General features: G+C 67.9%; 18 protein-coding genes. 5 read left to right on the top strand and 13 right to left on the bottom strand.

The features are described 5' to 3' along the window. Position 1: 1 nt before the first annotated feature. From ROZ37_RS00465 to arsS, 3 genes are read right to left on the bottom strand one after another with little or no spacing between them, the layout of a single operon-like run. The gene (locus tag ROZ37_RS00465) at positions 2–676 is read right to left on the bottom strand and encodes a TIGR04283 family arsenosugar biosynthesis glycosyltransferase (RefSeq protein ID WP_312656611.1); all 675 of its coding nucleotides are present in this window, start codon (positions 674–676) and stop codon (positions 2–4) included. After that, positions 673–2,844, bottom strand: coding sequence for an FAD-dependent oxidoreductase (locus tag ROZ37_RS00460; RefSeq protein ID WP_312656610.1), 2,172 nt, complete (start codon positions 2,842–2,844; stop codon positions 673–675). The genes ROZ37_RS00465 and ROZ37_RS00460 overlap by 4 nt, the downstream gene beginning before the upstream one ends. Before the next feature lie 13 nt (positions 2,845–2,857). Beyond that, positions 2,858–3,808 carry an arsenosugar biosynthesis radical SAM (seleno)protein ArsS gene (arsS, locus tag ROZ37_RS00455; protein ID WP_312656609.1) on the bottom strand — a complete coding sequence of 317 codons (951 nt, stop codon included), beginning with the start codon at positions 3,806–3,808 and terminating at the stop codon, positions 2,858–2,860. Positions 3,809–4,143: 335 nt separating this feature from the next. Between arsS and ROZ37_RS00450 the strand changes: the two genes are divergently transcribed. The 3 genes from ROZ37_RS00450 to ROZ37_RS00440 all read left to right on the top strand — a co-directional run bounded on the left by ROZ37_RS00450 (position 4,144) and on the right by ROZ37_RS00440 (position 8,115). Then, complete coding sequence (locus ROZ37_RS00450; RefSeq protein WP_312656608.1) at positions 4,144–4,926, top strand: DUF3047 domain-containing protein; 783 nt, start codon at positions 4,144–4,146, stop codon at positions 4,924–4,926. Beyond that, a complete protein-coding gene (locus ROZ37_RS00445) occupies positions 4,923–6,053 on the top strand; it encodes an FAD-dependent oxidoreductase (protein ID WP_312656607.1) in 1,131 nt (376 codons plus the stop codon). The genes ROZ37_RS00450 and ROZ37_RS00445 overlap by 4 nt, the downstream gene beginning before the upstream one ends. A 196-nt stretch (positions 6,054–6,249) precedes the next feature. Next, a complete protein-coding gene (locus ROZ37_RS00440) occupies positions 6,250–8,115 on the top strand; it encodes a diguanylate cyclase (protein ID WP_312656606.1) in 1,866 nt (621 codons plus the stop codon). Between the two features lie 32 nt (positions 8,116–8,147). Here the strand turns inward: ROZ37_RS00440 and ROZ37_RS00435 are convergent, their stop codons facing one another. The 10 genes from ROZ37_RS00435 to ROZ37_RS00390 form a co-directional block, all read right to left on the bottom strand. After that, positions 8,148–8,816 (bottom strand): hypothetical protein, encoded by a 669-nt coding sequence (locus tag ROZ37_RS00435; RefSeq protein ID WP_312656604.1) that lies wholly within the window; start codon positions 8,814–8,816, stop codon positions 8,148–8,150. A 108-nt stretch (positions 8,817–8,924) separates the two neighbouring features. After that, positions 8,925–9,989: a class II fructose-bisphosphate aldolase gene (gene fba / locus ROZ37_RS00430; RefSeq protein WP_312656602.1), complete on the bottom strand. Its 1,065-nt coding sequence runs from the start codon at positions 9,987–9,989 to the stop codon at positions 8,925–8,927. A 192-nt stretch (positions 9,990–10,181) separates the two neighbouring features. Continuing rightward, positions 10,182–11,630 carry a pyruvate kinase gene (gene pyk / locus ROZ37_RS00425; protein WP_312656601.1) on the bottom strand — a complete coding sequence of 483 codons (1,449 nt, stop codon included), beginning with the start codon at positions 11,628–11,630 and terminating at the stop codon, positions 10,182–10,184. A 29-nt stretch (positions 11,631–11,659) separates the two neighbouring features. Then, entirely contained in the window at positions 11,660–12,844 is a 1,185-nt protein-coding gene (locus ROZ37_RS00420) for a phosphoglycerate kinase (RefSeq protein ID WP_312656600.1), read from the bottom strand. Between the two features lie 58 nt (positions 12,845–12,902). Further along, positions 12,903–13,919: a type I glyceraldehyde-3-phosphate dehydrogenase gene (gap, locus tag ROZ37_RS00415; protein ID WP_312656599.1), complete on the bottom strand. Its 1,017-nt coding sequence runs from the start codon at positions 13,917–13,919 to the stop codon at positions 12,903–12,905. A 46-nt stretch (positions 13,920–13,965) separates the two neighbouring features. Beyond that, complete coding sequence (tkt, locus tag ROZ37_RS00410) at positions 13,966–15,999, bottom strand: transketolase (RefSeq protein ID WP_409449918.1); 2,034 nt, start codon at positions 15,997–15,999, stop codon at positions 13,966–13,968. A 144-nt stretch (positions 16,000–16,143) separates the two neighbouring features. Beyond that, positions 16,144–17,019, bottom strand: a complete 876-nt coding sequence (locus ROZ37_RS00405; RefSeq protein ID WP_312656598.1) for a phosphoribulokinase — start codon at positions 17,017–17,019, stop codon at positions 16,144–16,146. A 43-nt stretch (positions 17,020–17,062) separates the two neighbouring features. Then, positions 17,063–17,326 carry a hypothetical protein gene (locus ROZ37_RS00400; protein WP_312656597.1) on the bottom strand — a complete coding sequence of 88 codons (264 nt, stop codon included), beginning with the start codon at positions 17,324–17,326 and terminating at the stop codon, positions 17,063–17,065. Between the two features lie 63 nt (positions 17,327–17,389). Then, positions 17,390–18,199 carry an inositol monophosphatase gene (locus ROZ37_RS00395; protein ID WP_312656595.1) on the bottom strand — a complete coding sequence of 270 codons (810 nt, stop codon included), beginning with the start codon at positions 18,197–18,199 and terminating at the stop codon, positions 17,390–17,392. After that, the gene (locus ROZ37_RS00390) at positions 18,199–18,756 is read right to left on the bottom strand and encodes a thioredoxin family protein (RefSeq protein WP_312656593.1); all 558 of its coding nucleotides are present in this window, start codon (positions 18,754–18,756) and stop codon (positions 18,199–18,201) included. The genes ROZ37_RS00395 and ROZ37_RS00390 overlap by 1 nt, the downstream gene beginning before the upstream one ends. 40 nt (positions 18,757–18,796) lie before the next feature. Here ROZ37_RS00390 and ROZ37_RS00385 point away from each other — a divergent pair, with 40 nt between their 5' ends. Then, a complete protein-coding gene (locus tag ROZ37_RS00385) occupies positions 18,797–19,519 on the top strand; it encodes a 16S rRNA (uracil(1498)-N(3))-methyltransferase (protein ID WP_312656591.1) in 723 nt (240 codons plus the stop codon). Between the two features lie 207 nt (positions 19,520–19,726). Next, the gene (gene argA, locus ROZ37_RS00380; protein WP_312656589.1) at positions 19,727–21,043 is read left to right on the top strand and encodes an amino-acid N-acetyltransferase; all 1,317 of its coding nucleotides are present in this window, start codon (positions 19,727–19,729) and stop codon (positions 21,041–21,043) included. Positions 21,044–21,066 lie beyond the last annotated feature (23 nt).

Genomic DNA, 21,066 nt, shown 5'->3' with positions numbered 1-21,066 from the left:
CTCACCGATATCGCTGCGCCAGGCGCTCGGCCGGCACGCCGCGCCACCACGCGAAGCGCAGGCGCCACATCAGGAAGATCGTCCGCCACACGCCGCGCGTCTCCCAGCGCCGTCCCGAGGTCAGCACGCGCTGGCGGAGGCAGATCGGCCGCGAGACCGTCTTCAGCCGGCGCGACAGTTCGATGTCCTCCATCAGCGGCAGGTCGGGAAACCCGCCGACCGCATTGAAGGCCTGGCGGGTCATGAACATCGCCTGGTCGCCGGTTGCGATGCCCGTCAGCCGCGAGCGCAGGTTCATCATCGTGGCGACGATGCGCAGCAGCGGGGAGTGCCCCGAGATGTGCACGTCGAAGCGGCCCCACTTCCGGCTGCCACCGTCGAGGGCGGCCGAGACGATGCGGTCGGCAAATGCCGGGAGCGCGGTGTCGGCATGCAGGAACAGCAGCGCGTCGCCGCTCGCGCGGGCGGCGCCGGCGTTCATCTGGCGCGCCCGCCCGGCCGGAGAGCGGATCAGCATCACGTTCGCGCGCGAGACCAGCGACGGCGAACCGTCATCGCTGCCGCCGTCGACGACGATGATCTCGGTGCCGCACGCGCGCAGCGGAACCAGGCGGGCGAGCAGCGCCGGCAGGTTCTCCGCCTCGTTCAGCACCGGGACGACGATCGACAGCTTCACGGCCGGCCCCGTCGCCAGGTGTGGAAGCGCTCGACCCACGCGAGCAGCTTTTGCGGCGCGTGCGCGCGCTTCCATTCGCCGGCCGCGTACTTGTTCGCTTCGGCGAGCGTCGGATAGATGTGCATCGTGCCGAGGATCTTGTTCAGGCCGAGGCCGTGCTTCATCGCGAGGACGAACTCGGCGAGGAGGTCCGCCGCGTGCTCGCCGACGATCGTCGCGCCGAGGATGCGGTCCTTGCCGGGCACGGTCAGCACCTTGACGAAGCCGCGCGCGTCGCCGTCGGCAATCGCGCGGTCGAGCTCGCCGAGGTCGTAGCGCGTGACTTCAAACGCGACTCCGCGCTCGGTCGCTTCGCGTTCGTTCAGGCCGACGCGCGCGACTTCCGGGTCGACGAAGGTCGCCGCCGGCACCGTCGAGTAGTCGACGCGGAACTTCCGCAGGCTGCCGAACAGCGCATTGACGGTCGCATACCAGGCCATGTGCGCGGCGGTGTGCGTGAACTGGTACGGGCCGGCAACGTCGCCGGCGGCGAAGATGTTCGGGTACAGCGTCTCGAGATATTCGTTGGTCGTGACGGTGCGCTCCGCCGGAATGCCGAGGGCTTCGAGGCCGTAGCCGGCGAGCCGCGCGCTGCGCCCGACGGCGACCAGCAGCATGTCGAACGGGATCGGCCGCTCGGTCTCATCGTGCGCGACGATGAGCCACTTGGATTCGCCCGCTTCACCGGGGCTGCCGCGTTCGCAACGTTTCGCTGCGTGCCCGGTGAGGACTTCGACGCCGTCGGCGGCGAGCGCAGCCCGCACGAGCGCAGAGATTTCGTCGTCTTCGCGCGCGAGGAGTCGCGGCGCCATTTCGACGATGACGACCTGAGAGCCGAGCCGGGCGAACGCCTGCGCGAGCTCGCAGCCGATCGGTCCGCCGCCGAGGACGACGAGGCGCGCGGGCGGCGCGACGTGCGACGCCAGTGCGTCCCACAGCGTGTCGCTCGTCACGTAGCCTACTGCGTCGAGCCCGGGCAGCGGCGGCACGAACGGCCGCGCGCCGGCGGCGATGACGATGCTGCGCGTCGTCAGCCGCGTCGTGCCGCCTTCATTCAGCGCGACTTCGACGGTCCAGGGATCGACGATGCGCGCGTGACCGGCGAGGACTTCGACGCCGAGCCCGGTGTAGCGCTCGACGCTGTCGTGCGGCGCGATCGCGCGGATCACGCCGCGTATCCGCTCGATGACCGCGCGGAAGCTGAACCGGGGTTCGCCGGCGGCGAGGCCGTAGCGGTCCGCGTGGCGGATCCGGTGCGCGAGCTTCGCGCTGCGGATCAAGGCCTTGCTCGGCACGCAGCCGGTGTTGAGGCAGTCGCCGCCCATCTTCCCCGCTTCGACGAGCGTCACTTTCGCCTTCACCGCCGCGGCGATGTACGCCGACACGAGGCCCGCGGCGCCGGCGCCGATGACGACGAGGTTGCGGTCGAACGACTTCGGCCGCGGCCAGCGCGCGAACACGCGCCGACTGCGGATGACCGCGACGATGCGCCGCGCGATCAGCGGAAAGACGCCGAGCAGCGCGAACGACAGCAGCAGCGCCGGCGACAGGATGCCGGCCGGGCTGTCGATTGCCGCGAGGCGGGTGCCGGCGTTCACATACACGACGGTCCCGGCGAGCATCCCGACCTGGCTGACCCAGTAGAACGTCCGCGCGCGGATCGGCGTGATGCCCATCAGCAGGTTGATCAGGAAGAACGGAAAGAGCGGCACGAGCCGCAGCGTGAAGAGATAGAACGCGCCGTCGCGCGCGATGCCGTCGTTGATCGCCTTCAGCTTGTCGCCGAAGCGGCGCTGCACGACGTCGTGCAGCAGGAAGCGCGACACGAGGAACGCGAGCGTCGCGCCGATCGTCGACGCGAACGACACGATCAGCGTGCCGGCGACGAGTCCGAACAGCGCGCCGCCGGCGAGCGTCATGATCGTCGCGCCCGGCAGCGACAGCGCAGTGACGACGACGTAGATCGCGAAGTAACCGGCGATGAACGCGAGCGGCGACGCCTCGTAGCGCTGCGCGAACGCCTGCTGTCCCTGCTTCAGCGCGTCGAAGCTCAGCAGCCGGTCGAGGTCGAACGCGAAGAACGCCGCGATCGCGAGCGCGAGCGCGGCGAGCAGGACGGCCTTCTTCATGGTCGGGTGCGAATCACAGCGCACCGCCGCAGCTGCTGCCCTGGCCCGCGGTGCAGCCGTAGCAGTGGTCGGCGACGCGGATCGCGCGACCGTGGAGATCGTCGTCGAGGAGGTCGCGCAGATGCGGCCGCCCCGCGCCCGCCAGCGGCAGGCCCAGCTGCTGGTTGAAGTCGCAGTCGTACAGGTAGCCTTGCCAGTCGACGCTGACGAGGCTGCGGCACATCACGTTGTCGAGGTTGCCGGCGGCGAAGTTTTCCTTCAGCAGCCGCATGTAGTCGTTGAATTGCCCCTTCGAGATCAGCATGCTGCCGAAGCGCTGGATCGGCATGTTCGTGAGCGTAAACAGGTGGTCGAAGACGATGCCGAACCGCGTGCCGAGTTCGCGCTTGTATGCTGCTTCGAGCGCGTCCTGCGCGGGCGGCAGCACCGGGCCGAGCGGGTTGTAGACGAGGTTCAGCACGAGGTCGCCGCCGCGCCCGTAGCCGAGCGCATTGAGACGGTGGAGTGCGGCAATGCTGCGCTCGAACACGCCGTCGCCGCGCTGGCGATCGACGTTCGCGACCGAGTAGCACGGCAGCGACGCGACGACCTCGACGCGTTCCGTGGCGAGAAATTCGGCGAGGTCCTCATGCCCGGGTTCGAACAGGATCGTCAGGTTGCAGCGGTCGATGACGCGGACGCCGAGGGCGCGCGCCTCGCGCACGAGGCGGCGGAAATCGTCGTGCAGTTCCGGCGCGCCGCCGGTGATGTCGAGGGCCGCGAGACCGCGCGCGGTGAGGACGGCCGGGATCAGCGCGACCGTGTCCGCGTCCATCATTTCGGTCCGCTTCGGTCCGGCGTTGACGTGGCAATGGACGCAGCTCTGGTTGCAGCGATAGCCGAGATTGACCTGGAGCGTGTCGAGCGTTCGCCGACGCAGCGCGGGAAACTCGGTCGCCTGGAGCAGCGGCAGGGTGGCGTGCATGATTCTTCTCCGTCGGAGGGCGCGGCACGCGCCGCTTCCGCATCGTTCGATTGTTCTGTGACCCGGGGACGTCGGCGAACGTGCCGTCGTTCCCGGCTGCGGTCTACACTTCGCGCAAGTTGGGTCGCGTTGCAGACTCCCCCAAGGCGGGAGGGGCGGAGGGCCCGCCAGGCGCTCGGCGTCAGGCGATATTGAGGCGTGATCAACGACAAGCGTTCCCCCCCGACCTGCCGAAGGCCTCGGCGGGTTTCGACCGCTCGCCCGCGCGGAATCCGGTTGCCGGCCGAACGGCCGCGTGCAAGGACGTGCGCGACAGACCGGAGGATATCAGGAGCATGGCTGCAATCAGGAGTGCGCGTCGCACGAAGGCCGCGGCTGCGCGGGCGAAAGCGGGCGCGATGCTGTCGTCGGCGGCGCTCTCGTTCGCGGTGGTCGCGCATCCGGCCGCCGCGGAGCCGGCAGAGCCCGCGCCGTTTTCGGTCGCGGCGCCCGGCGAGGCCTTTCCCGGCGAGTGGCGTCACCAGAAGCTGCCGAAGGTCGAGCGCGCGAACCGCTTCGACCTCGTCCGCGACGGCGGCAGCACGGTGCTGCGCGTGCGCTCCGACGCGTCGGCGTCCGCGCTCGCGCACCCGCTCGACGTCGATCCGGCAAGGACGCCGATCCTCGCGTGGCGCTGGAAAGTGTCGAATCCCGTCGCCGGGTCGGACTTCACCCGCAAGGACGGCGACGACTATGCCGGTCGCGTGTACGTGCTGTTCGACCTCCCCGTCGAGCGCCTTACCGTCACCGACCGCCTGAAGATGACGATCGCGCGCGCCGCGTACGGGACCGAGCTTCCGACCGCCGCGATCGCCTATGTCTGGGGCACCGCGCAGCCCGTGGGCGTGACGGGCCCGAACCCTTATACGGATCGGGTGCGCATGGTCGTCGTGGACAGCGGCCCCGAGCACGCGGGGGAATGGGTCGAAGTGCGCCGCGACGTCGCGGCGGATTTTCGCGCCGCGTTCGGCGAAGCGCCGCCGCGCATCACCGGCATCGCCGTGAGCGCGGACACCGACAACACCGGCGAACGGGCGACCACGCTGTTCGGTGACCTGCGGTTCTCGCCGCGCGAATGAAGCGCCTGGTGCTGCTCGGCGGCGGCCACGCCCATCTTTTCGTCCTCGAACGTCTCGCGCGCGAACGGCCGCCTGAGGTCGAGGTCACTCTCGTCTCGCCGTCCGACGCCCAGGTCTATTCGGGGATGCTTCCCGGATGGATCGCGGGCACGTATCCGCTCGCAGCGTGTTCGATCCCGCTCGCGGGCCTCGCCGCACGTGCCGGCGCGCGCTTCGTGCGGCAAGCCTGCGTGCGGCTCGACGCGGGCGCGAGGGTCGTCGAAACGGCGGACGGACGGCAGATGATCGAATACGACCGGCTGTCGATCGACGCCGGGGCCGCGACCGCCGTTCATGCCATTCCGGGCGCGGCGACTTTTGCGACGCCGGTGCGACCGCTCGACGGCTTCATCGACGCGATCCGGCGCTTCGTCGCCGACGCCGCAGCGGGGCACGAATGCGATGCGCTGGTCGTCGGCGGCGGCGCGGCCGGCGTTGAAATTGCGTTCGCGCTGCAGGCGAGGCTCGCCGCGCTCGGGCGCCGAGACGCGCAGGTCTCAGCCGTCGGCGCCGCGCTGCGACCGCTCGAGGGCCTGCCCCGCGTCGTCCGGTGGCGGGCCGGCAAGCTGATGCGCGACCGAGGCATCGCGTGGCTCGGCGGCCGGAGGGTGTGCGCGATCACCGCGCACGGAGCCGTGCTCGACGACGGGACGAGCATCGGCGCGCGCAACGTGTTTGTCGCGACCGGGGCGGCGGCGCAACCGTGGATCGCCGCTTCGGGGCTCGCGACTGACGATGAAGGTTACGCGCGCGTCGATGCGACGCTGCGCTCGATTTCCCATCCGCAGGTTTTCGCGGCCGGCGACTGCGCGGCCTACGCGACTCCGCGGCCGAAGTCCGGCGTGTTCGCGGTCCGCGCCGGTCCGCCGCTCGCCGAAAACCTGCTGCGCTCCCTGGCCGGCGAGCCGCTCCGCGCGTGGCGGCCGCAGCGTCGCGCGCTGTATCTCGTCAGCACCGGGACCGGCGAAGCGCTCGGCGCCCGCGGCGCTTTCGGCTGGTGGGGGGCGTGGGCCTGGCGCTGGAAGGACCGCATCGACCGACGCTTTGTCGAACGCTTCCGTGCGAGCGCGGAAGCCGCCGCCGATTGACCGCTCCCGCTTTCCTCTAGCCCTCCCACCCCTTGCTGTTGCCGGCCGCCGCGACGCCCATCGCGGAGTGTGACTTACGTTGCGCGCGGAGCGCGAAATCCGCTGGTCCGCGGTCGGCCGACAAGTCGCTCGGGCATAATTCCACCCGTAAGAAAATGTAAATCGATGCCCGCGGGAGCGGGCTGCAGGAGTGGTAATGAACCTGAACCGCAAGGTCACCTTGCTCTTCGGTGGCGTCTCGCTCGGAACGCTGGTGATGCTGATCGTTATCAGTCTCTACGCTTTCCGCAGTTACTCGATCGCGTCCTCGACGGCGCACGTCCGCACCGCGGCGGAGATGGTCCGTGTCCATCTGACCGAGGCGATGATCCACGGCATCATCGACAAGCGCGAGCAATTCCTCGACCGCCTGATGGAAGTCCAGGGACTGCGTTCGGCTCGCGTCGTCCGCTCGTCGCACGTCAACGACCAGTTCGGCGCCGGCATGTCACGCGAGATGCAGGCCGACGAGACGGAAAAGCTCGTTCTCGCCGACGGCAAGGCGCGCTACAACCTCGACGACATCGACGGTGAGTCGATCTTCCGCGGCACGATTCCGTTCGCCGCGTCGGCGCGCGGCACGCCGAACTGCCTGCAGTGCCACAACGTCGGCGAAGGGGACGTTCTCGGCGCGGTCACGATCGAGCTGTCGCTGGCCGAACTCAAGCGCAAGGCGCTCGCGACGGTCTTCATGATCATCGTCACGGTCGCGGTGTTCTCGCTGCTCGCGATTCTCGCGGCCCGCCGGCTGATCCTGCCCGTGGGTTCCACCGCGCGCGCAGTCGAACGGGCGGTCGAGCGGGCGCTGAAAGGCGACTTCCGCGGCCGGGTCGAGCAGCGCACCGACGACGAGGTCGGCGAGATCGCGACCCACACCAACGATCTGCTGACCTTCCTCGACCAAGGGCTCGGCCGGATCAGCCAGCGCGTCGTGCAGCTCACCGGGCGTACCGTCAGCCACGACGAGAACCAGTTGGAAGTCGCGATCGACATGGTCAACGGCCTTGCCGACGCGTCGGGCTTCAAGCAGGCGATCGAGGAGGACGAGACCAAGGCGCAGATTTTCGACCGCTTCGGCAAGGTGCTCGTCGAACGCTTCGGCATCGAGGAGTTCTCGATTTACGAGACGGACGGGCCGAAGCAGCTCGCGACGGTCAGCGTCAACGGCGTGCCGAACGCGAGCTGTCACTGGTGCGATCCGCAGATCCTTGCCCGGGGCGAGATGTGCCGGGCGAAGCGTTCCGGGCACACGGTCGACGGGTTCGCGCAGCCCGGCATCTGCTACGCGTTCCAGCCGTCGGCCGAGGGCGGCGAAGCGCGCCGGCACTACTGCGTGCCGATCATGCAGTGCGGGACGGTCGGCAACGTCGTGCAGCTCGTCGTGCCGGAGTCGAAGATCGACGAGTTCCAGGAGCAGATGCCGTACGTGCAGGTGTACGTGCGCGAGATGGCGCCGGTGCTCGAAGCGAAGCGGCTGACCGAGACGCTGCGCGAGTCCTCGCTGCGCGACGCGATGACCGGCCTCAACAACCGGCGCTTCCTCGAAGAGTATGTCGACACGCTGATCGCCTCGAATCGCCGGCGCAAGGCGACGATCGCGATCCTGATGCTCGACCTCGACTACTTCAAGATCGTCAACGACAGCTACGGCCATGATGCCGGCGATTCGGTGCTGAAGGCGCTGGCCGGGGTGCTGAAGCACTCGGTGCGCGCGTCCGACATGGTCATCCGCTTCGGCGGCGAGGAGTTCCTGATCGTGCTGCAGGACACCGATGCGGAAGGCGCGATGCGCGTTGCGGAGAACATACGGGCGGCGGTCGCCGAGATGAAAGTCCAAGCCGGCGGCACGGTGTTGCAGAAGACGATTTCGGTCGGTGTCGCGACCTTCCCGCACGACAGCGACACGTTCTGGCAGACGGTGAAGTTCGCCGACGTCGCGCTCTACCGCGCGAAGGAAGAGGGGCGCAACCGCGTGGTGATGTTCGCTTCAGAAATGTGGGAAGGCCACGCCGAGTCGTACTGACGGAAACGGCGGGCCGCGGCGCCCGCCGGGTTTCAGCTTTTCTGCCAGAGCCCGATCAGCGTGTCGCGATGCGCGGCGAGTTCCGTGAGCGGGACTTCGATCACCGGCCCGCTCAGCGTATGGCCGGCGCAGCTCGCCTTGAGCCCGACGCCGGTACCGCCGCCTTCGACGCGCAGCGAGTCCTGGTTGGGCTGCAGCCGGCTCTGCCGGTCCCGGTCGCCGAGCAGCACGCTGCCGTTGGTGAGGTTCAGCCGGCCCTGCAACTGCGCGTCCTTCCCCGATGACAGGCGCGCGTGCACGACGCAGGGAATCATCCGGAACTCGCCGACCAGCGCCAGCGCGTTGCGGCGCAGCACCCGCGCGCGTTCGCCTTCGATCACCGGGAGCTTGCCGCTCGTGCGGCGCGCAAGCTGGACGAGTTCGTCGTCGGTGAGGTGCGGAGCCGCGGCCACGTACTCCGCGCGCGGAATCGCCGCGGCGGCGGTGTTCGCGACGTCCAGGTGATGATGATGCGACAGCACCGAAACGCCCGCCTTGCCGAGCTGTTTCGAGGTGACGGTCGGCATTCCCTGCAGCACCATCGCACCGAGAAGGTCGTGCATCGCCTTGCACAGATTCTCGTGGCCGAGCTCGCGAAGCTCGCCCGGGGCGGAAAGTTCGAACTCAAAGGTGATGCTGAGCTTCAGGTCGGGTTGGGACATCGAGGGGCGGAGGAGCGCGGGGCCGGATTGTCGGCGCGGGTGGCGGGTCGGGCGGCGGAGCGCCGGAATTCCGCCCGCCGCGCCGGCGGCAGGCGGAGGGGCTGCGGCTTAGCGAACGACCTGGGTCAGATCGCCGTTCTTGTAGCGCGCGGCGACCTTTTCGAGCGACACGGGCTTGATCCGGCTCGCCTGTCCCGCGCAGCCGAAGGCTTCGAAGCGGGCCTTGCAGACGAGCTTCGCCGCTTCGCGGGCCGGCTTGAGGAACTCGCGCGGATCGAACTTCGACGGATTCTCGACCATGAACTTGCGCACGGCGCCGGTCATCGCGAGGCGGATGTCGGTGTCGATGTTGATCTTGCGCACGCCGAACTTGATCGCGGTCTGGATTTCCTCGACCGGCACGCCGTAGGTCTCTTTCATGTCGCCGCCGTACTGGCGGATGATCGCGAGGAGCTCCTGCGGCACGCTCGATGAGCCGTGCATCACGAGGTGGGTGTTCGGAATGCGCGCGTGGATCGCCTTCACGCGGTCGATCGCGAGGATGTCGCCGGTCGGCTTGCGCGTGAACTTGTACGCGCCGTGGCTCGTGCCGATCGCGATCGCGAGCGCATCGCAGTCGGTCTGCTTGACGAAGTCCGCCGCCTGGTCCGGGTCGGTCAGCAGCATCGAGTGGTCGAGGGTGCCTTCGGCGCCGACGCCATCCTCCTCGCCGGCCTGGCCGGTCTCGAGCGAGCCGAGGCAGCCGAGCTCGGCTTCGACGGTGACGCCGATCGCGTGCGAGAACTTCACGACTTCGCGCGTGACTGCAACGTTGTAGTCGTACGACGAGGGCGTCTTGCCGTCTTCCATCAGCGAGCCGTCCATCATCACGCTCGAGAAGCCGGAGCGGATCGCGCCCATGCAGATGGCGGGCGACTGGCCGTGGTCCTGGTGCATGACGACCGGGATCTGCGGATAGGCTTCGATCGCGGCGTCGATCAGGTGGCGCAGGAAGGCCTCGCCGGCGTATTTCCGGGCGCCGGCCGAAGCCTGCATGATCACCGGGCTGTCGGCTTCGGCGGCCGCTTCCATGATCGCCTGGACCTGTTCGAGGTTGTTGACGTTGAACGCGGGCAGGCCGTAGCCGTTTTCGGCAGCGTGATCGAGCAGCTGACGCATGGAAACGAGGGGCATGTTAAATCTCCGGTTGGGTCGCCGGCATAGCGGACGTGCGACGTGGCAAATTGGCTCGCATTCTAGCGCCTTTGCCGGGGGCCGGTGGGGCGCCGCCGGCGCGCGGGGCGGACCGCGCACGGGCCTGCGGCGGCGGGCGCGCGAGTCGCGGAGTCTGCAATCGGCGGGCCTGGCGAGACCCGCCGGCGCGGATCAATGCTCTGCGCCGTCGGGCCGAGGATGATCGCCGACGCGGACGATCTTCAGCGTGTTGGTGCCGCCGGACGCGCCGATCGGCTCGCCGATCGTCAGCACGATGAGATCGCCGCGCTCGACGACGCCCTGGTCGAGCAGGATCTGCTCGGCCTCCCACAGCAGCATGTCGCGGTCCTGGTGCGACTGCGACATCAGCAGCGGAAAGACTTCGCGGTACAGCGTCATCTGGTTGCGTGCGCCGGCTTCGGGCGTCAGCGCGTAGATCGGCACGCCGCTGTTCAGGCGGCTCATCCACAGCGCGGTCGAGCCGGTCTGCGTCAGCGACGCGATCGCCTTGACCTTCAGGTGCCACGCGGTCCAGATCGCCGCCATCGCGATCGACTGGTCGATGCGCGTGAAGACGCGGTTCAGCACGTCGCGGTCGAGCGAGACGTCCGACGACTTCTCCGCCTCGAGGCAGACCCGGCTCATCGCCTCGACCACCTCGACCGGGAATTTCCCCGAGGCGGTCTCGGCCGACAGCATCACCGCGTCGGTGCCGTCGAGCACCGCGTTCGCGACGTCCGACACTTCGGCCCGTGTCGGCACTGGGCTCACGATCATCGACTCCATCATCTGGGTCGCCGTGATCGTCAGCTTGTTGCGGTCGCGCGCCGCCCGGATCATCTTCTTCTGCAGCGCGGGTACCGCCGCATCGCCGACTTCGACGGCGAGGTCGCCGCGCGCGACCATGATGCCGTCGGATGCGTCGAGGATCTCGTCGAGGTTTGCGACCGCCTCGGTGCGCTCGATCTTCGCGATCAGCAGCGCATCGACGCCGGACGCGCGCATCAGCTGGCGCGCCATGTACATGTCGGCCGCACTCTTAGGGAACGACACCGCGACGAAATCGACGCCGATCCTCGCCGCGGTCTTGATGTCGTCCATGTCCTTCGCAGTCAGCGCCGGCGCAGTGAGGCCGCCGCCCTGGCGGTTGATGCCCTTGTTGTTCGACAGCGTGCCGCCGACCTTCACGACGGTGTGGATCTCGTGGTTGAGCACGCGCACGACCGACAGTTTCAGGCGACCGTCGTCGAGCAGCAGAACGTCGCCCGCGCTGACGTCCTTCGGCAGGTCCTTGTAATCGAGCCCGACCCGCTCGGCATCGCCGAGCTCGCAGCGCGCGTCGAGGATGAACGGCGCGCCGCGATGCAGCTCGACGCGGCCGTCGGCGAACTTGCCGACGCGGATCTTCGGCCCCTGCAGATCGGCGAGAATGCCGACCGGCCGGCCTGCGAGGGCCGCCGCCTCGCGAATGGCGACCGCCCGGGCGACATGGTCCTCCGCGGTGCCGTGCGAAAAATTCATCCGCACGACGTCCACGCCGGCATGCACCATCCGTTCGAGGACCTGCGCCTCCGATGATGCGGGGCCGAGGGTGGCGACGATCTTGGTGTGGCGCGACATAGGTCTTCCCTGGAAGGTGTGGGGATGTGTCAGTCGACGAAACGCGCTTCGAGCGCCGCGATCGCGGGGAGCTTCTTGCCCTCGAGGAATTCGAGGAAGGCGCCGCCGCCGGTCGAGATGTAACCGATGTCGTCTGCGATGTGGAACTTCGCGATCGCGGCGAGCGTGTCTCCGCCGCCGGCGATGCAGAAGGCTTCCGAATGCGCGATCGCCGAGGCCATCATCTTCGTGCCGCCGGCGAACTGCTTGTGCTCGAACACGCCGACCGGTCCGTTCCAGACGATCGTGCCCGCGTGCGTGATGATCTCGGCGAGCTTCGCCGAGCTCTTCGGCCCGACGTCGAGGATGCGGTCCTGGGGGCCGACGTCCTCGACCGCGATGCGGTTCGCGCGCGCGAGCGCCGAGACTTCGTCGGCGACGACGACGTCGACCGGCAGCGGCACTTCGGCACCGCGCGCCTTCATCATGTCCATGATCGCCCGCGCTTCCTTGACGAGTTCGGGCTCGGCGAGCGATTCGCCGATGTCCTTGCCGGACGCGAGCAGGAAGGTATTCGCGATGCCGCCGCCGACGATCAGTTGGTCGACCTTGTCGGCGAGGGTCTTCAGGATCGTGAGTTTCGTCGATACCTTCGCGCCGCCGACGATCGCGACGAGCGGGCGCGCCGGGTTTTCGGTCGCCTTCGTCAGCGCGTCGATCTCGGCGCCCATCAGCATCCCGGCGCACGCGACCGGCGCGAAACGCGCGATGCCGTGCGTCGTCGCCTCGGCGCGGTGGGCGGTGCCGAACGCGTCGTTGACGTAGATGTCGCACAGCGCCGCCATCTTCTTCGCGAGCTCTTCGTTGTCCTTCTTCTCGCCCTTGTTGCAGCGGCAGTTCTCGAGCAGCACGACTTCTCCGGGCTTCACTTCGAAGCCGCCGTCGACCCAATCGCGGATAAGCCGCACCGGCTTGCCGAGCAGGTCGCCGAGGCGCACCGCGATCGGCGCCAGCGTGTCTTCGGCGCGCACTTCGCCTTCGGTCGGGCGGCCGAGGTGCGAGGTCACCATCACTGCGGCACCGCGCTCGAGGCAGTAGCGGATCGACGGCAGCGACGCGCGGATGCGCGTGTCTTCGACGATGTTGCCGGCGTCGTCCTGCGGCACGTTGAGGTCGGCACGAATGAAGACGCGCTTGCCGGCGACGTCGAGGTCAGCGAGTTTCTTGACTTGCATGGAGAGTTCTTCCGGACGAAAAAACGCCCTGCGGGGCAGGGCGTCGGGGTTTTTCGAGTTACTTGGCGAGATGCAGCGCGCGGGCTGCGTCGAGCATGCGGCAGGAATAGCCCCATTCGTTGTCGTACCAGGCGAGCACCTTGACGAGGTTGCCGTCCATCACGCGCGTCTGCGTGGCGTCGAACACCGACGAGTGCGAGTCGTGGTTGAAGTCCATCGACACGAGCGGCTCCTCGTTGACCGCGAGGATGCCTCTCAGCGGGCCTTTCGCGGCTTCCTTCATCAGCGCATTGATCTCGTCCTTCGACGTCGCGCGGCTCGCGTTGAAGGTGAGGTCGACGAGCGACACGTTCATCGTCGGCACGCGCAGCGCGAAGCCGTCGAACTTGCCTTTCAGCGCGGGCAGCACCAGACCGACGGCCTTGGCGGCGCCGGTCTTGGTCGGGATGATGTTCTGCGCGGCGGCGCGGGCGCGGCGCAGGTCCTTGTGGCGCACATCGACCAGCACCTGGTCGTTGGTGTAGGCGTGCACCGTCGTCATCAGGCCCTTCTCGATGCCGATGTTGTCCTGCAGCACCTTCGCGACCGGCGCGAGACAGTTCGTCGTGCAGGAGGCGTTCGACACCACGGTCATCGTCGAGGTCAGCACGTCGTGGTTCACGCCATAGACGATCGTCGCATCGACGTCGTCGCCGCCCGGGGCGGAGATCAGCACCTTCTTCGCGCCCTGCTTCAGCAGCACTTCGGCCTTCGCCTTCGCCGTGTAGGCGCCGGTGCATTCGAGCAGCACGTCGACGCCGAGGTCGCCCCAGTTGACCGCGAGCGGGTCCTTGGTCGAGAAGAACGGGATGCGATCGCCGTTGACGATCATCACGTTGTCGCCTTCGGTCTCGACCGGGAAGCCGAAACGACCGTGCGTCGTGTCGTACTTCGTGAGGTGGGCGTTGGTTGCGAGGTCGCCGGAGGCGTTGATCGCGACGATCTCGAACTGGTCGCGCAGGCCCAGTTCGTACACTGCTCGCAGCGTGCAGCGACCGATGCGGCCGTATCCGTTGATGGCGACTTTGATGGTCATCGAAGACTCTCCCTCGAGGAATGTGAAGTAAGCGTTGGACGGACGATTAGAGAAGGACGGAGCGCACGGCGCGTACGACGGCGTCGGCGGTAATGTCGAAATGCTTGAAGAGGTCGCCGGCCGGGGCGGATTCGCCGAAGGTGTCGAGGCCGACGACCGCGCCTTCGAGACCGACGTACTTGTGCCACAGCCCGGTCACACCGGCTTCGACCGCGACGCGCGGGATGCCGAGCGGCAGGACCTCGGCCTTGTACGCGGCTTCCTGGCGGTCGAACACGTTCGTCGACGGCATCGATACGACGCGTACCGCGACGCCGGCTTCGGCGAGGGTCTGCTGCGCGCTCATCGCGAGGCCGACTTCGGAGCCGGTCGCGATGATGACCGCCTGCGGCTTGCCGCCGGCAGCGTCCGACAGCACGTAGCCGCCGCGGCGGATCGCTTCGACCTGATCCGGCGTGCGCGGCTGGAACGGCAGGTTCTGGCGCGAGAACAGCAGCGACGACGGGCCGTCGCGACGCTCGATCGCGTGCGCCCACGACACGGTGGACTCGACGGTGTCGCACGGGCGCCAGACGTCCATGTTCGGGATCAGGCGCAGCGTCGCGGTCTGCTCGACCGGCTGGTGCGTCGGACCGTCCTCGCCGAGGCCGATCGAGTCGTGCGTGAATACGAAAACCTGGCGGATCTTCATCAGCGCGGCCATGCGCAGCGCGTTCCGCGCGTACTCGCTGAACATCAGGAAGGTCGCGGTGTAGGGGATCAGGCCGCCGTGCAGGCTGAGCCCGTTGCCGATCGCCGCCATGCCGAACTCGCGCACGCCGTAATGGATGTAGTTGCCGCCGGAATCCTTCGAGACGGCTTTCGAGCCCGACCACAGCGTGAGGTTCGAGCCGGCGAGGTCGGCGGAGCCGCCGAGGAGCTCGGGCAGCGCGGGCGCGAAGGCTTCGATGCTGTTCTGGCTCGCCTTGCGCGTCGCGATCGTGTCGGCTTTCGCGATCACTTTCGCCAGCACCGCCTCGACGTGCTGCGCCCAGTGCGCTGGCAGTTTACCGTCCATCCGGCGGCGGAACTCGGCCGCGGCTTCGGGGAAGGCCTTCGCATAAGCGTCGAACTTCGCGTTCCAGTCGGTTTCGCGCTTCGCACCGGCTTCGCGCGCATCCCATTCCGCGTAGACGTCGGCCGGGATTTCGAACGGTGCGTGGTTCCACCCCATCTGCTGGCGCGTCGCGGCAATCTCGGCGGCGCCCAGCGGTGCGCCGTGACAGTCGTGACCGCCCTGCTTGGTCGGTGCGCCGGCGCCGATGATCGTCTTGCAGCAGATCAGCGTCGGACGGCCGGTTTCGGCTTTCGCCGCGCGGATCGCAGCGTCGATCTCGGCCGACACGTGACCCTGCACGTCGCGCACGACGTGCCAGCCGTAGGCTTCGAAGCGCTTCGGCGTGTCGTCGGTGAACCAGCCCTCGACTTCACCGTCGATCGAAATGTTGTTGTCGTCGTAGAACGCGATCAGCTTGCCGAGGCCGAGCGTGCCGGCGAGCGAGCAGACCTCGTGCGAGATGCCTTCCATCAGGCAGCCGTCGCCGAGGAAGACGTAGGTGTGGTGGTCGACGATGTCGTGGCCGGCGCGGTTGAACTCGACGGCGAGGACCTTCTCGGCGATCGCCATGCCGACCGCGTTGCTGATGCCCTGGCCGAGCGGCCCGGTGGTCGTCTCCACGCCCGGCGTGTAGCCGTACTCGGGATGGCCGGGAGTCTTGCTGTGGAGCTGGCGGAAGCGCTTCAACTCGTCGATCGGCAGATCGTAGCCGGTCAGGTGCAGCAGCGCGTAGATCAGCATCGAGCCGTGGCCGTTCGACAGCACGAAGCGGTCGCGGTCGGCCCACTGCGGGTTCCCGGGGTTGTGGCGCAGGTGATGGCGCCACAGGACTTCGGCGATCTCGGCCATGCCCATCGGCGCGCCCGGATGGCCCGAGTTCGCGTGCTGGACGGCGTCCATCGCGAGGGCGCGAATCGCGCCGGTGACCGGGTTGAAGACCGGGGGGGTGACGTTGCGCGGATTCGGCACTGCGACTGGCTGCATGGCTTTCTCTTGCCTGAAGGGCTTGGAAAAAGCGGAATTATCGCCGAAAAGGGCAGGGCTTGGGTAGCGCGTGCTGCGGCGCAAAAGGGGTAAGTGTCTGGTGGAGCGGAGTTATTACCGGCGGGGTAGATTCGCGGGAGCGCGTCAGACCCACTGTCGCCGGCGCTCCATCAGCTTCCAGATCAGCGGTGTCAGGATCAGTTGCATCGCGAGATCCATCTTGCCGCCCGGGATCACGATCGAGTTCGCGCGCGACATCTGCGACTCGTGGATCATGCGAAGCAGGTATGGGAAGTCGACGCCGCGCGGATCCTTGAAGCGGATCACGACCATCGATTCGTCGAGCGTCGGCACTTCGCGTGCGATGAACGGATTCGAGGTGTCGACGATCGGAATGCGCTGGAAGTTGATGTGCGTGCGCGAGAACTGCGGAACGATGTAATGCACGTAATCGTACATCCGCCGCAGGATCGTGTCCTGCACGGCTTCCATCGAGTAGCCGCGGATCTTCGTGTCGCGATGCAGCTTCTGGATCCATTCGAGGTTGATCGTCGGCGCGACGCCGATCAGGAGGTCGACGTGGCGCGACGCGTCGACCTTGTCGGTGACGACTGCGCCGTGCAGGCCTTCGTAGAACAGGCAGTCGGTGCCGACCGGGAGGTCTTCCCACTCGGTGAAGGTGCCGACCGGCAGGCCGAGCTGCGCGGACTGCTCTTCGTTATGGATGTAGTTGCGGAACTGGCCGGTCGCCGATTCGCCGTACGCCCGGAACAGGCTTTCGAGTTCGTCGAACAGGTTCGCTTCCGGTCCGAAATGGCTGATGCCGCGCTGTCCGCCGCGCTCGGCGTCTTCGATCAGGCGCTTCATCTCGTTTCGCGTGTAGCGATGGAAGCTGTCGCCTTCGACGATTGCGGCATTGACGTGTTCGCGGTGGAAGATCGCCGCGAACGTGTCTTTAACGGTGCTCGTTCCCGCCCCCGAGGAACCGGTCACGGCGATGATCGGATGTTTCATGGACATGGCGGATTCCGGGAAAGAGCGGTTGAAGGAAATGAAAGGCCGATCAGGCAATGTCCGTTTCGGGCACGCGTGCCGAATACACGCGGCGCGACGCGATGACGAGAACGTATACTTCTTCGAAGGACAGCTCCGGATAGCGGTCGCGGATCACGCGGTACGCAAGATGATCGAGAGTCGAATTCCCCCAGCGGTTCTCCTTCGCGAAGAATGGCGCAATCAGTGCGCTCGCTTCCGCGAAGATGCCGCGGACATGATCGTATCTGCGCCGCTCGGAAGTCGCAGGGGCGGGTGGCGCGGGCGAAAGCATCGGGTCTCGGGTGCTGCTGGCGGTCGAAAATGATAGCGTGAATCGGGCGACGGCGTGCGTCGGTCAGGAGTGGGCGGTGACCCAGTTGCGCCATTGGGTGAAGAGAGTCGGATTCGCCGCCGCAATGACGCCCCGCTTGACTGCGGGGCCGGCCATCAGCGAACCGCCGTCGAGCGCCGCGGCTTCGCCGCCGGCTTCCGCGAGGATCAGCCGTCCGGCCGCGTAATCCCACAGCATCTGTCCGCCGTGCAGATAGATGTCGAGGCGACCGGCAGCGACGAAGCACCACTCGAGCGCGCTCGAGCCGAAGTTCCGCTGCGAGAAATAGGGCGGGCGGACCGCGAGCTCGTCGCCGAGGTGCCGGCTGACGCGCTTGAAGTCGACGCCGGCGACCGCATCGAGCAGACGCCCCGAGGCCGGGCGCAGCGGAAGTTCGACGCCGTTGAGGAATGCGCCCGCGCCTTTCGCTGCGTAGAACGACTCGTCGGTGACAGGGTTGTAGACGACGCCGAACTGCGTCTCCTGTTCGACGAGATAGGCGATCGACACCGCGAAGAACGGGATGCCGTTGGCGAAATTGGTCGTGCCGTCGATCGGGTCGATGCACCACATTCCGCTGCGGCCGGCGCTCCAAAGGCGCGCCTGTTCCGGGCCGGTCATCTCCTCGCCGAGCACGGGCCCAGGCATCAGTTCCGGCAGCGCCTGCGCGAAGCGGCGCTGCGATTCGAGGTCGGCCTCGGTGAAGAGCGAGCCGTCGGACTTGCGGTTGCGCGCGGTCTTGAGATAACGCGGCAGGATGACGTCGCGCGCGATTTCCCTCACCAGCGATTCGAGCGCGTGCACCGATGCGAGGCGTTGTGCGGCGGTATGCACTAGCTGTCCTTCCACTTGATCGAACAGCCGATGCTCGGCGTCTGCACGCGCGGGCCTTCGCCGGTGCGCGCGACCTGCAGCATCGCGTCGAAGAGTTCGCGCGGTGCGTCCGGTGCGGCGGGGCCCCGCCCCGACGGGTCGAGACGACCGCGATATTGCAGCTCGAGCTTGGCGTTGAAGCCGAAAAAATCCGGAGTGCAGACCGCGCCGTAGGCCTTCGCGACGGCCTGCGTCTCGTCCATCACGTAGGGGAACGGAAACGCGAGCTCACGCGCGACACGCTCCATGTTCGGCCACGAGTCCTCGGGGTAGTCGGACGGATCGTTCGCCATGATCGCGATGCTTCCGATGCCGTGCGACGCGAGATCCCGCGTGTCGCGGATGATCCGGTCGATCACCGCCTTGACGTAAGGACAGTGGTTGCAGATGAACATCACGAGCAGGCCGTTCGGTCCGCGCGCCGATGCAAGGCTGTGACGCCGGCCGTCAACGCCAGGAAGGTCGAAATCCGGGGCGTGCCATCCGAAGTCGCACACCGGGGTGGTCATCGCGGCCATTCGGGCGCTCCCGTGAAACAAGTTTTTCTATAATAGCACGATGATTTCGCGCTTCTTTTTCCCCCAGCCCTTGCCCGCCGAGGGCGAAATTCCCCTTCCCGACGCAATCGCGCACCACGCGTTCCGGGTGCTCCGGCTGCGCGACGGCGCGCCGGCGGTGTTGTTCGACGGCAGCGGCGACGAAGTCTCGGCCCGTCTGATCGCGCGCGGAAAGGGCGGCGTCGCACTGCTCTCGGAACGCCATGCGGTCGGGCGCGAGTCGCCCCTCGAGCTCGTGCTCGTGCAGGCGCTCGCGAGCGGGGAGAAGATGGACTGGATCGTCCAGAAGGCTGTCGAGCTCGGCGTATCGACGGTCATTCCCGTCCAGGCGGAGAGGTCGGTCCTGCGCCTCGCGGCCGAGCGCGCGACGAAGCGCGTCGAGCATTGGCGTCAGGTCGCGATCGCGGCGTGCGAGCAGAGCGGCAGGAACCGCGTCCCGGCGATCGAGCCGATCGTCGGCTTGCGCGAGTACCTCGCACGCGACGGCAACGCGCGCAGGCTCGTTCTGTCGCCGGTCGGCGGCGTACGGGTGGCGACGCTCTCCCGGCCCGACGCCGCGCTTCACTTGCTGATCGGCCCCGAGGGCGGTTGGTCCGACGAGGAGTTCGCCCTCTGCCAGCGCGCCGGGTGCACCGCGATCGGACTCGGTCCGCGCGTGCTGCGGGCCGAAACCGCGGGGCTCGCTGCGGTCGCGGCGCTGCAGACCCTGTGGGGAGACTTCTGACGGCCGAGAAATGGGCCGTGGGCGACACCGGGTCTTCGCTCGTCCGCGCCGTTACAGCGTGCAACCGCCGCGGCTTCGAGGAGCCGTCATTCCGCTAGAATAGCGGCAGACCCCGCTTCCGCTCGTAACGGACGCGGCTCAACGACCTGGACCGGTGACGGCTTGAACCGCGAAACGACTCAGACCCACACTCCGGCTTCGAACGAAATGCCCGATACCACCGATCAGTTCGTCGCCTGGGTGCGCGGCGCCGCCCCCTACATCCATGCTTTCCGCGGAAAGACCTTCGTCATCGGCTTCGGCGGCGAGGTCGCGGCCGGCGAACGTGCGCAAAGTCTCGCGTACGACTGCAACCTGCTCGCGGCCCTCGGGATCCGCCTCGTGCTCGTACATGGGGCGCGGCCGCAGATCGACGCGGAGCTCGCGCGTCGCGGGCTCGAGCCCCGTTATCACAACGGACTGAGAGTCACCGACGCGGCCGCGCTCGAATGCGTGAAGGCGGCGATGGCGGTGACCCGGATCGAAGTCGAGGCGCTGCTGTCGCAGGGGCTGCCGAACACGCCGATGGCGGGCAGCTACATGCGCGTGACCGGCGGAAACTTCATCACGGCACGGCCGGTCGGCGTCGTCGACGGCGTCGACTACCAATACACGGGGGCAGTGCGGAAGATCATCGCCGAGGAAATCAACGCCGACCTCGACCAGCAGAACGTCGTGCTGATCAGCCCGCTCGGCGTGTCGCCGGCCGGCGAGATCTTCAATGTCCCGATGGAGGAGGTCGCCGAAGCGGTCGCGGTGGCGGTGAGGGCGGAGAAGCTGATCTACCTGTGCGACGCCCCCGGACTGCTCGATGCCGAGCAGCGCCTGATCGATTCGGTGACGGCGGACGAGGCCGAGCGCATGTTCCGCGCGGGCGAGGGGCTGACCGAGGACCTGCACCTGTATCTGCCGTGCGCAATCCGGGCGGTGCGTCGCGGCGTCGCCCGCGCGCATCTGATCGATCACGACAAGGACGGCGGGCTGTTGCTCGAGTTCTTCACGCACGCGGGTGTCGGGACGATCGTGTCGCGCGATCCGCTGTTCCGCCTGCGCGAGGCGACCGTCGAGGACGTCGGCGCGCTGGTCGCGATGATCTCGCCGATGGAGGCCGACGGCACCCTCGTGCGGCGCGGCAGGGAGTTGCTCGAGCAGGAGATCGGCCGTTTCTCGGTCGTCGAACATGACGGGGTATTGGTCGGCTGTGCTGCGCTCTACCCCTTCAGCGACGAGCGTGCGGCCGAACTGGCGTGCCTCGCCGTCACGCCCGAGTTTCGCCGCGCGGGCTTGGGCGACCAGCTCCTGCGTCGCATCGAGCAACGTGCCCGCGCGCAACGGCTCGAGCGGCTGTTCGTGCTGACGACGCGTACGGCGCACTGGTTCCGCGAGCGCGGTTTCAGCGAGACCGATCCGGAGGCGTTGCCGCGGCAGAAACGCGAGTTGTACAACTACCAGCGTCGCTCCAAGGTTTTTACGAAGCCGCTATGACCGGAGCCGCCCCCTCGCATCCG

It is taken from the genome of Aromatoleum sp. (assembly GCF_032027225.1).
Classification (GTDB): Bacteria; Pseudomonadota; Gammaproteobacteria; order Burkholderiales; family Rhodocyclaceae; genus Aromatoleum.
The sequence above is the reverse complement of the archived record's forward strand: the minus strand, read 5'-3'. Positions and strand labels throughout refer to the sequence as shown.

Bases quoted from the DNA above. Each gene is read 5' to 3' on its own strand.
- tkt (WP_409449918.1), bottom strand. From the start codon at position 15,999: ATGCAGCCAGTCGCAGTGCCGAATCCGCGCAACGTCACCCCCCCGGTC.
- gap (WP_312656599.1), bottom strand. From the start codon at position 13,919: ATGACCATCAAAGTCGCCATCAACGGATACGGCCGCATCGGTCGCTGC.
- ROZ37_RS00405 (WP_312656598.1), bottom strand. From the start codon at position 17,019: ATGTCCATGAAACATCCGATCATCGCCGTGACCGGTTCCTCGGGGGCG.
- ROZ37_RS00435 (WP_312656604.1), bottom strand. From the start codon at position 8,816: ATGTCCCAACCCGACCTGAAGCTCAGCATCACCTTTGAGTTCGAACTT.
- ROZ37_RS00385 (WP_312656591.1), top strand. From the start codon at position 18,797: ATGATTTCGCGCTTCTTTTTCCCCCAGCCCTTGCCCGCCGAGGGCGAA.
- fba (WP_312656602.1), bottom strand. From the start codon at position 9,989: ATGCCCCTCGTTTCCATGCGTCAGCTGCTCGATCACGCTGCCGAAAAC.
- pyk (WP_312656601.1), bottom strand. From the start codon at position 11,630: ATGTCGCGCCACACCAAGATCGTCGCCACCCTCGGCCCCGCATCATCG.
- ROZ37_RS00390 (WP_312656593.1), bottom strand. From the start codon at position 18,756: ATGGCCGCGATGACCACCCCGGTGTGCGACTTCGGATGGCACGCCCCG.
- ROZ37_RS00400 (WP_312656597.1), bottom strand. From the start codon at position 17,326: ATGCTTTCGCCCGCGCCACCCGCCCCTGCGACTTCCGAGCGGCGCAGA.
- ROZ37_RS00450 (WP_312656608.1), top strand. From the start codon at position 4,144: ATGGCTGCAATCAGGAGTGCGCGTCGCACGAAGGCCGCGGCTGCGCGG.
- argA (WP_312656589.1), top strand. From the start codon at position 19,727: ATGCCCGATACCACCGATCAGTTCGTCGCCTGGGTGCGCGGCGCCGCC.
- ROZ37_RS00440 (WP_312656606.1), top strand. From the start codon at position 6,250: ATGAACCTGAACCGCAAGGTCACCTTGCTCTTCGGTGGCGTCTCGCTC.
- ROZ37_RS00460 (WP_312656610.1), bottom strand. From the start codon at position 2,844: ATGAAGAAGGCCGTCCTGCTCGCCGCGCTCGCGCTCGCGATCGCGGCG.
- ROZ37_RS00445 (WP_312656607.1), top strand. From the start codon at position 4,923: ATGAAGCGCCTGGTGCTGCTCGGCGGCGGCCACGCCCATCTTTTCGTC.
- ROZ37_RS00420 (WP_312656600.1), bottom strand. From the start codon at position 12,844: ATGCAAGTCAAGAAACTCGCTGACCTCGACGTCGCCGGCAAGCGCGTC.
- arsS (WP_312656609.1), bottom strand. From the start codon at position 3,808: ATGCACGCCACCCTGCCGCTGCTCCAGGCGACCGAGTTTCCCGCGCTG.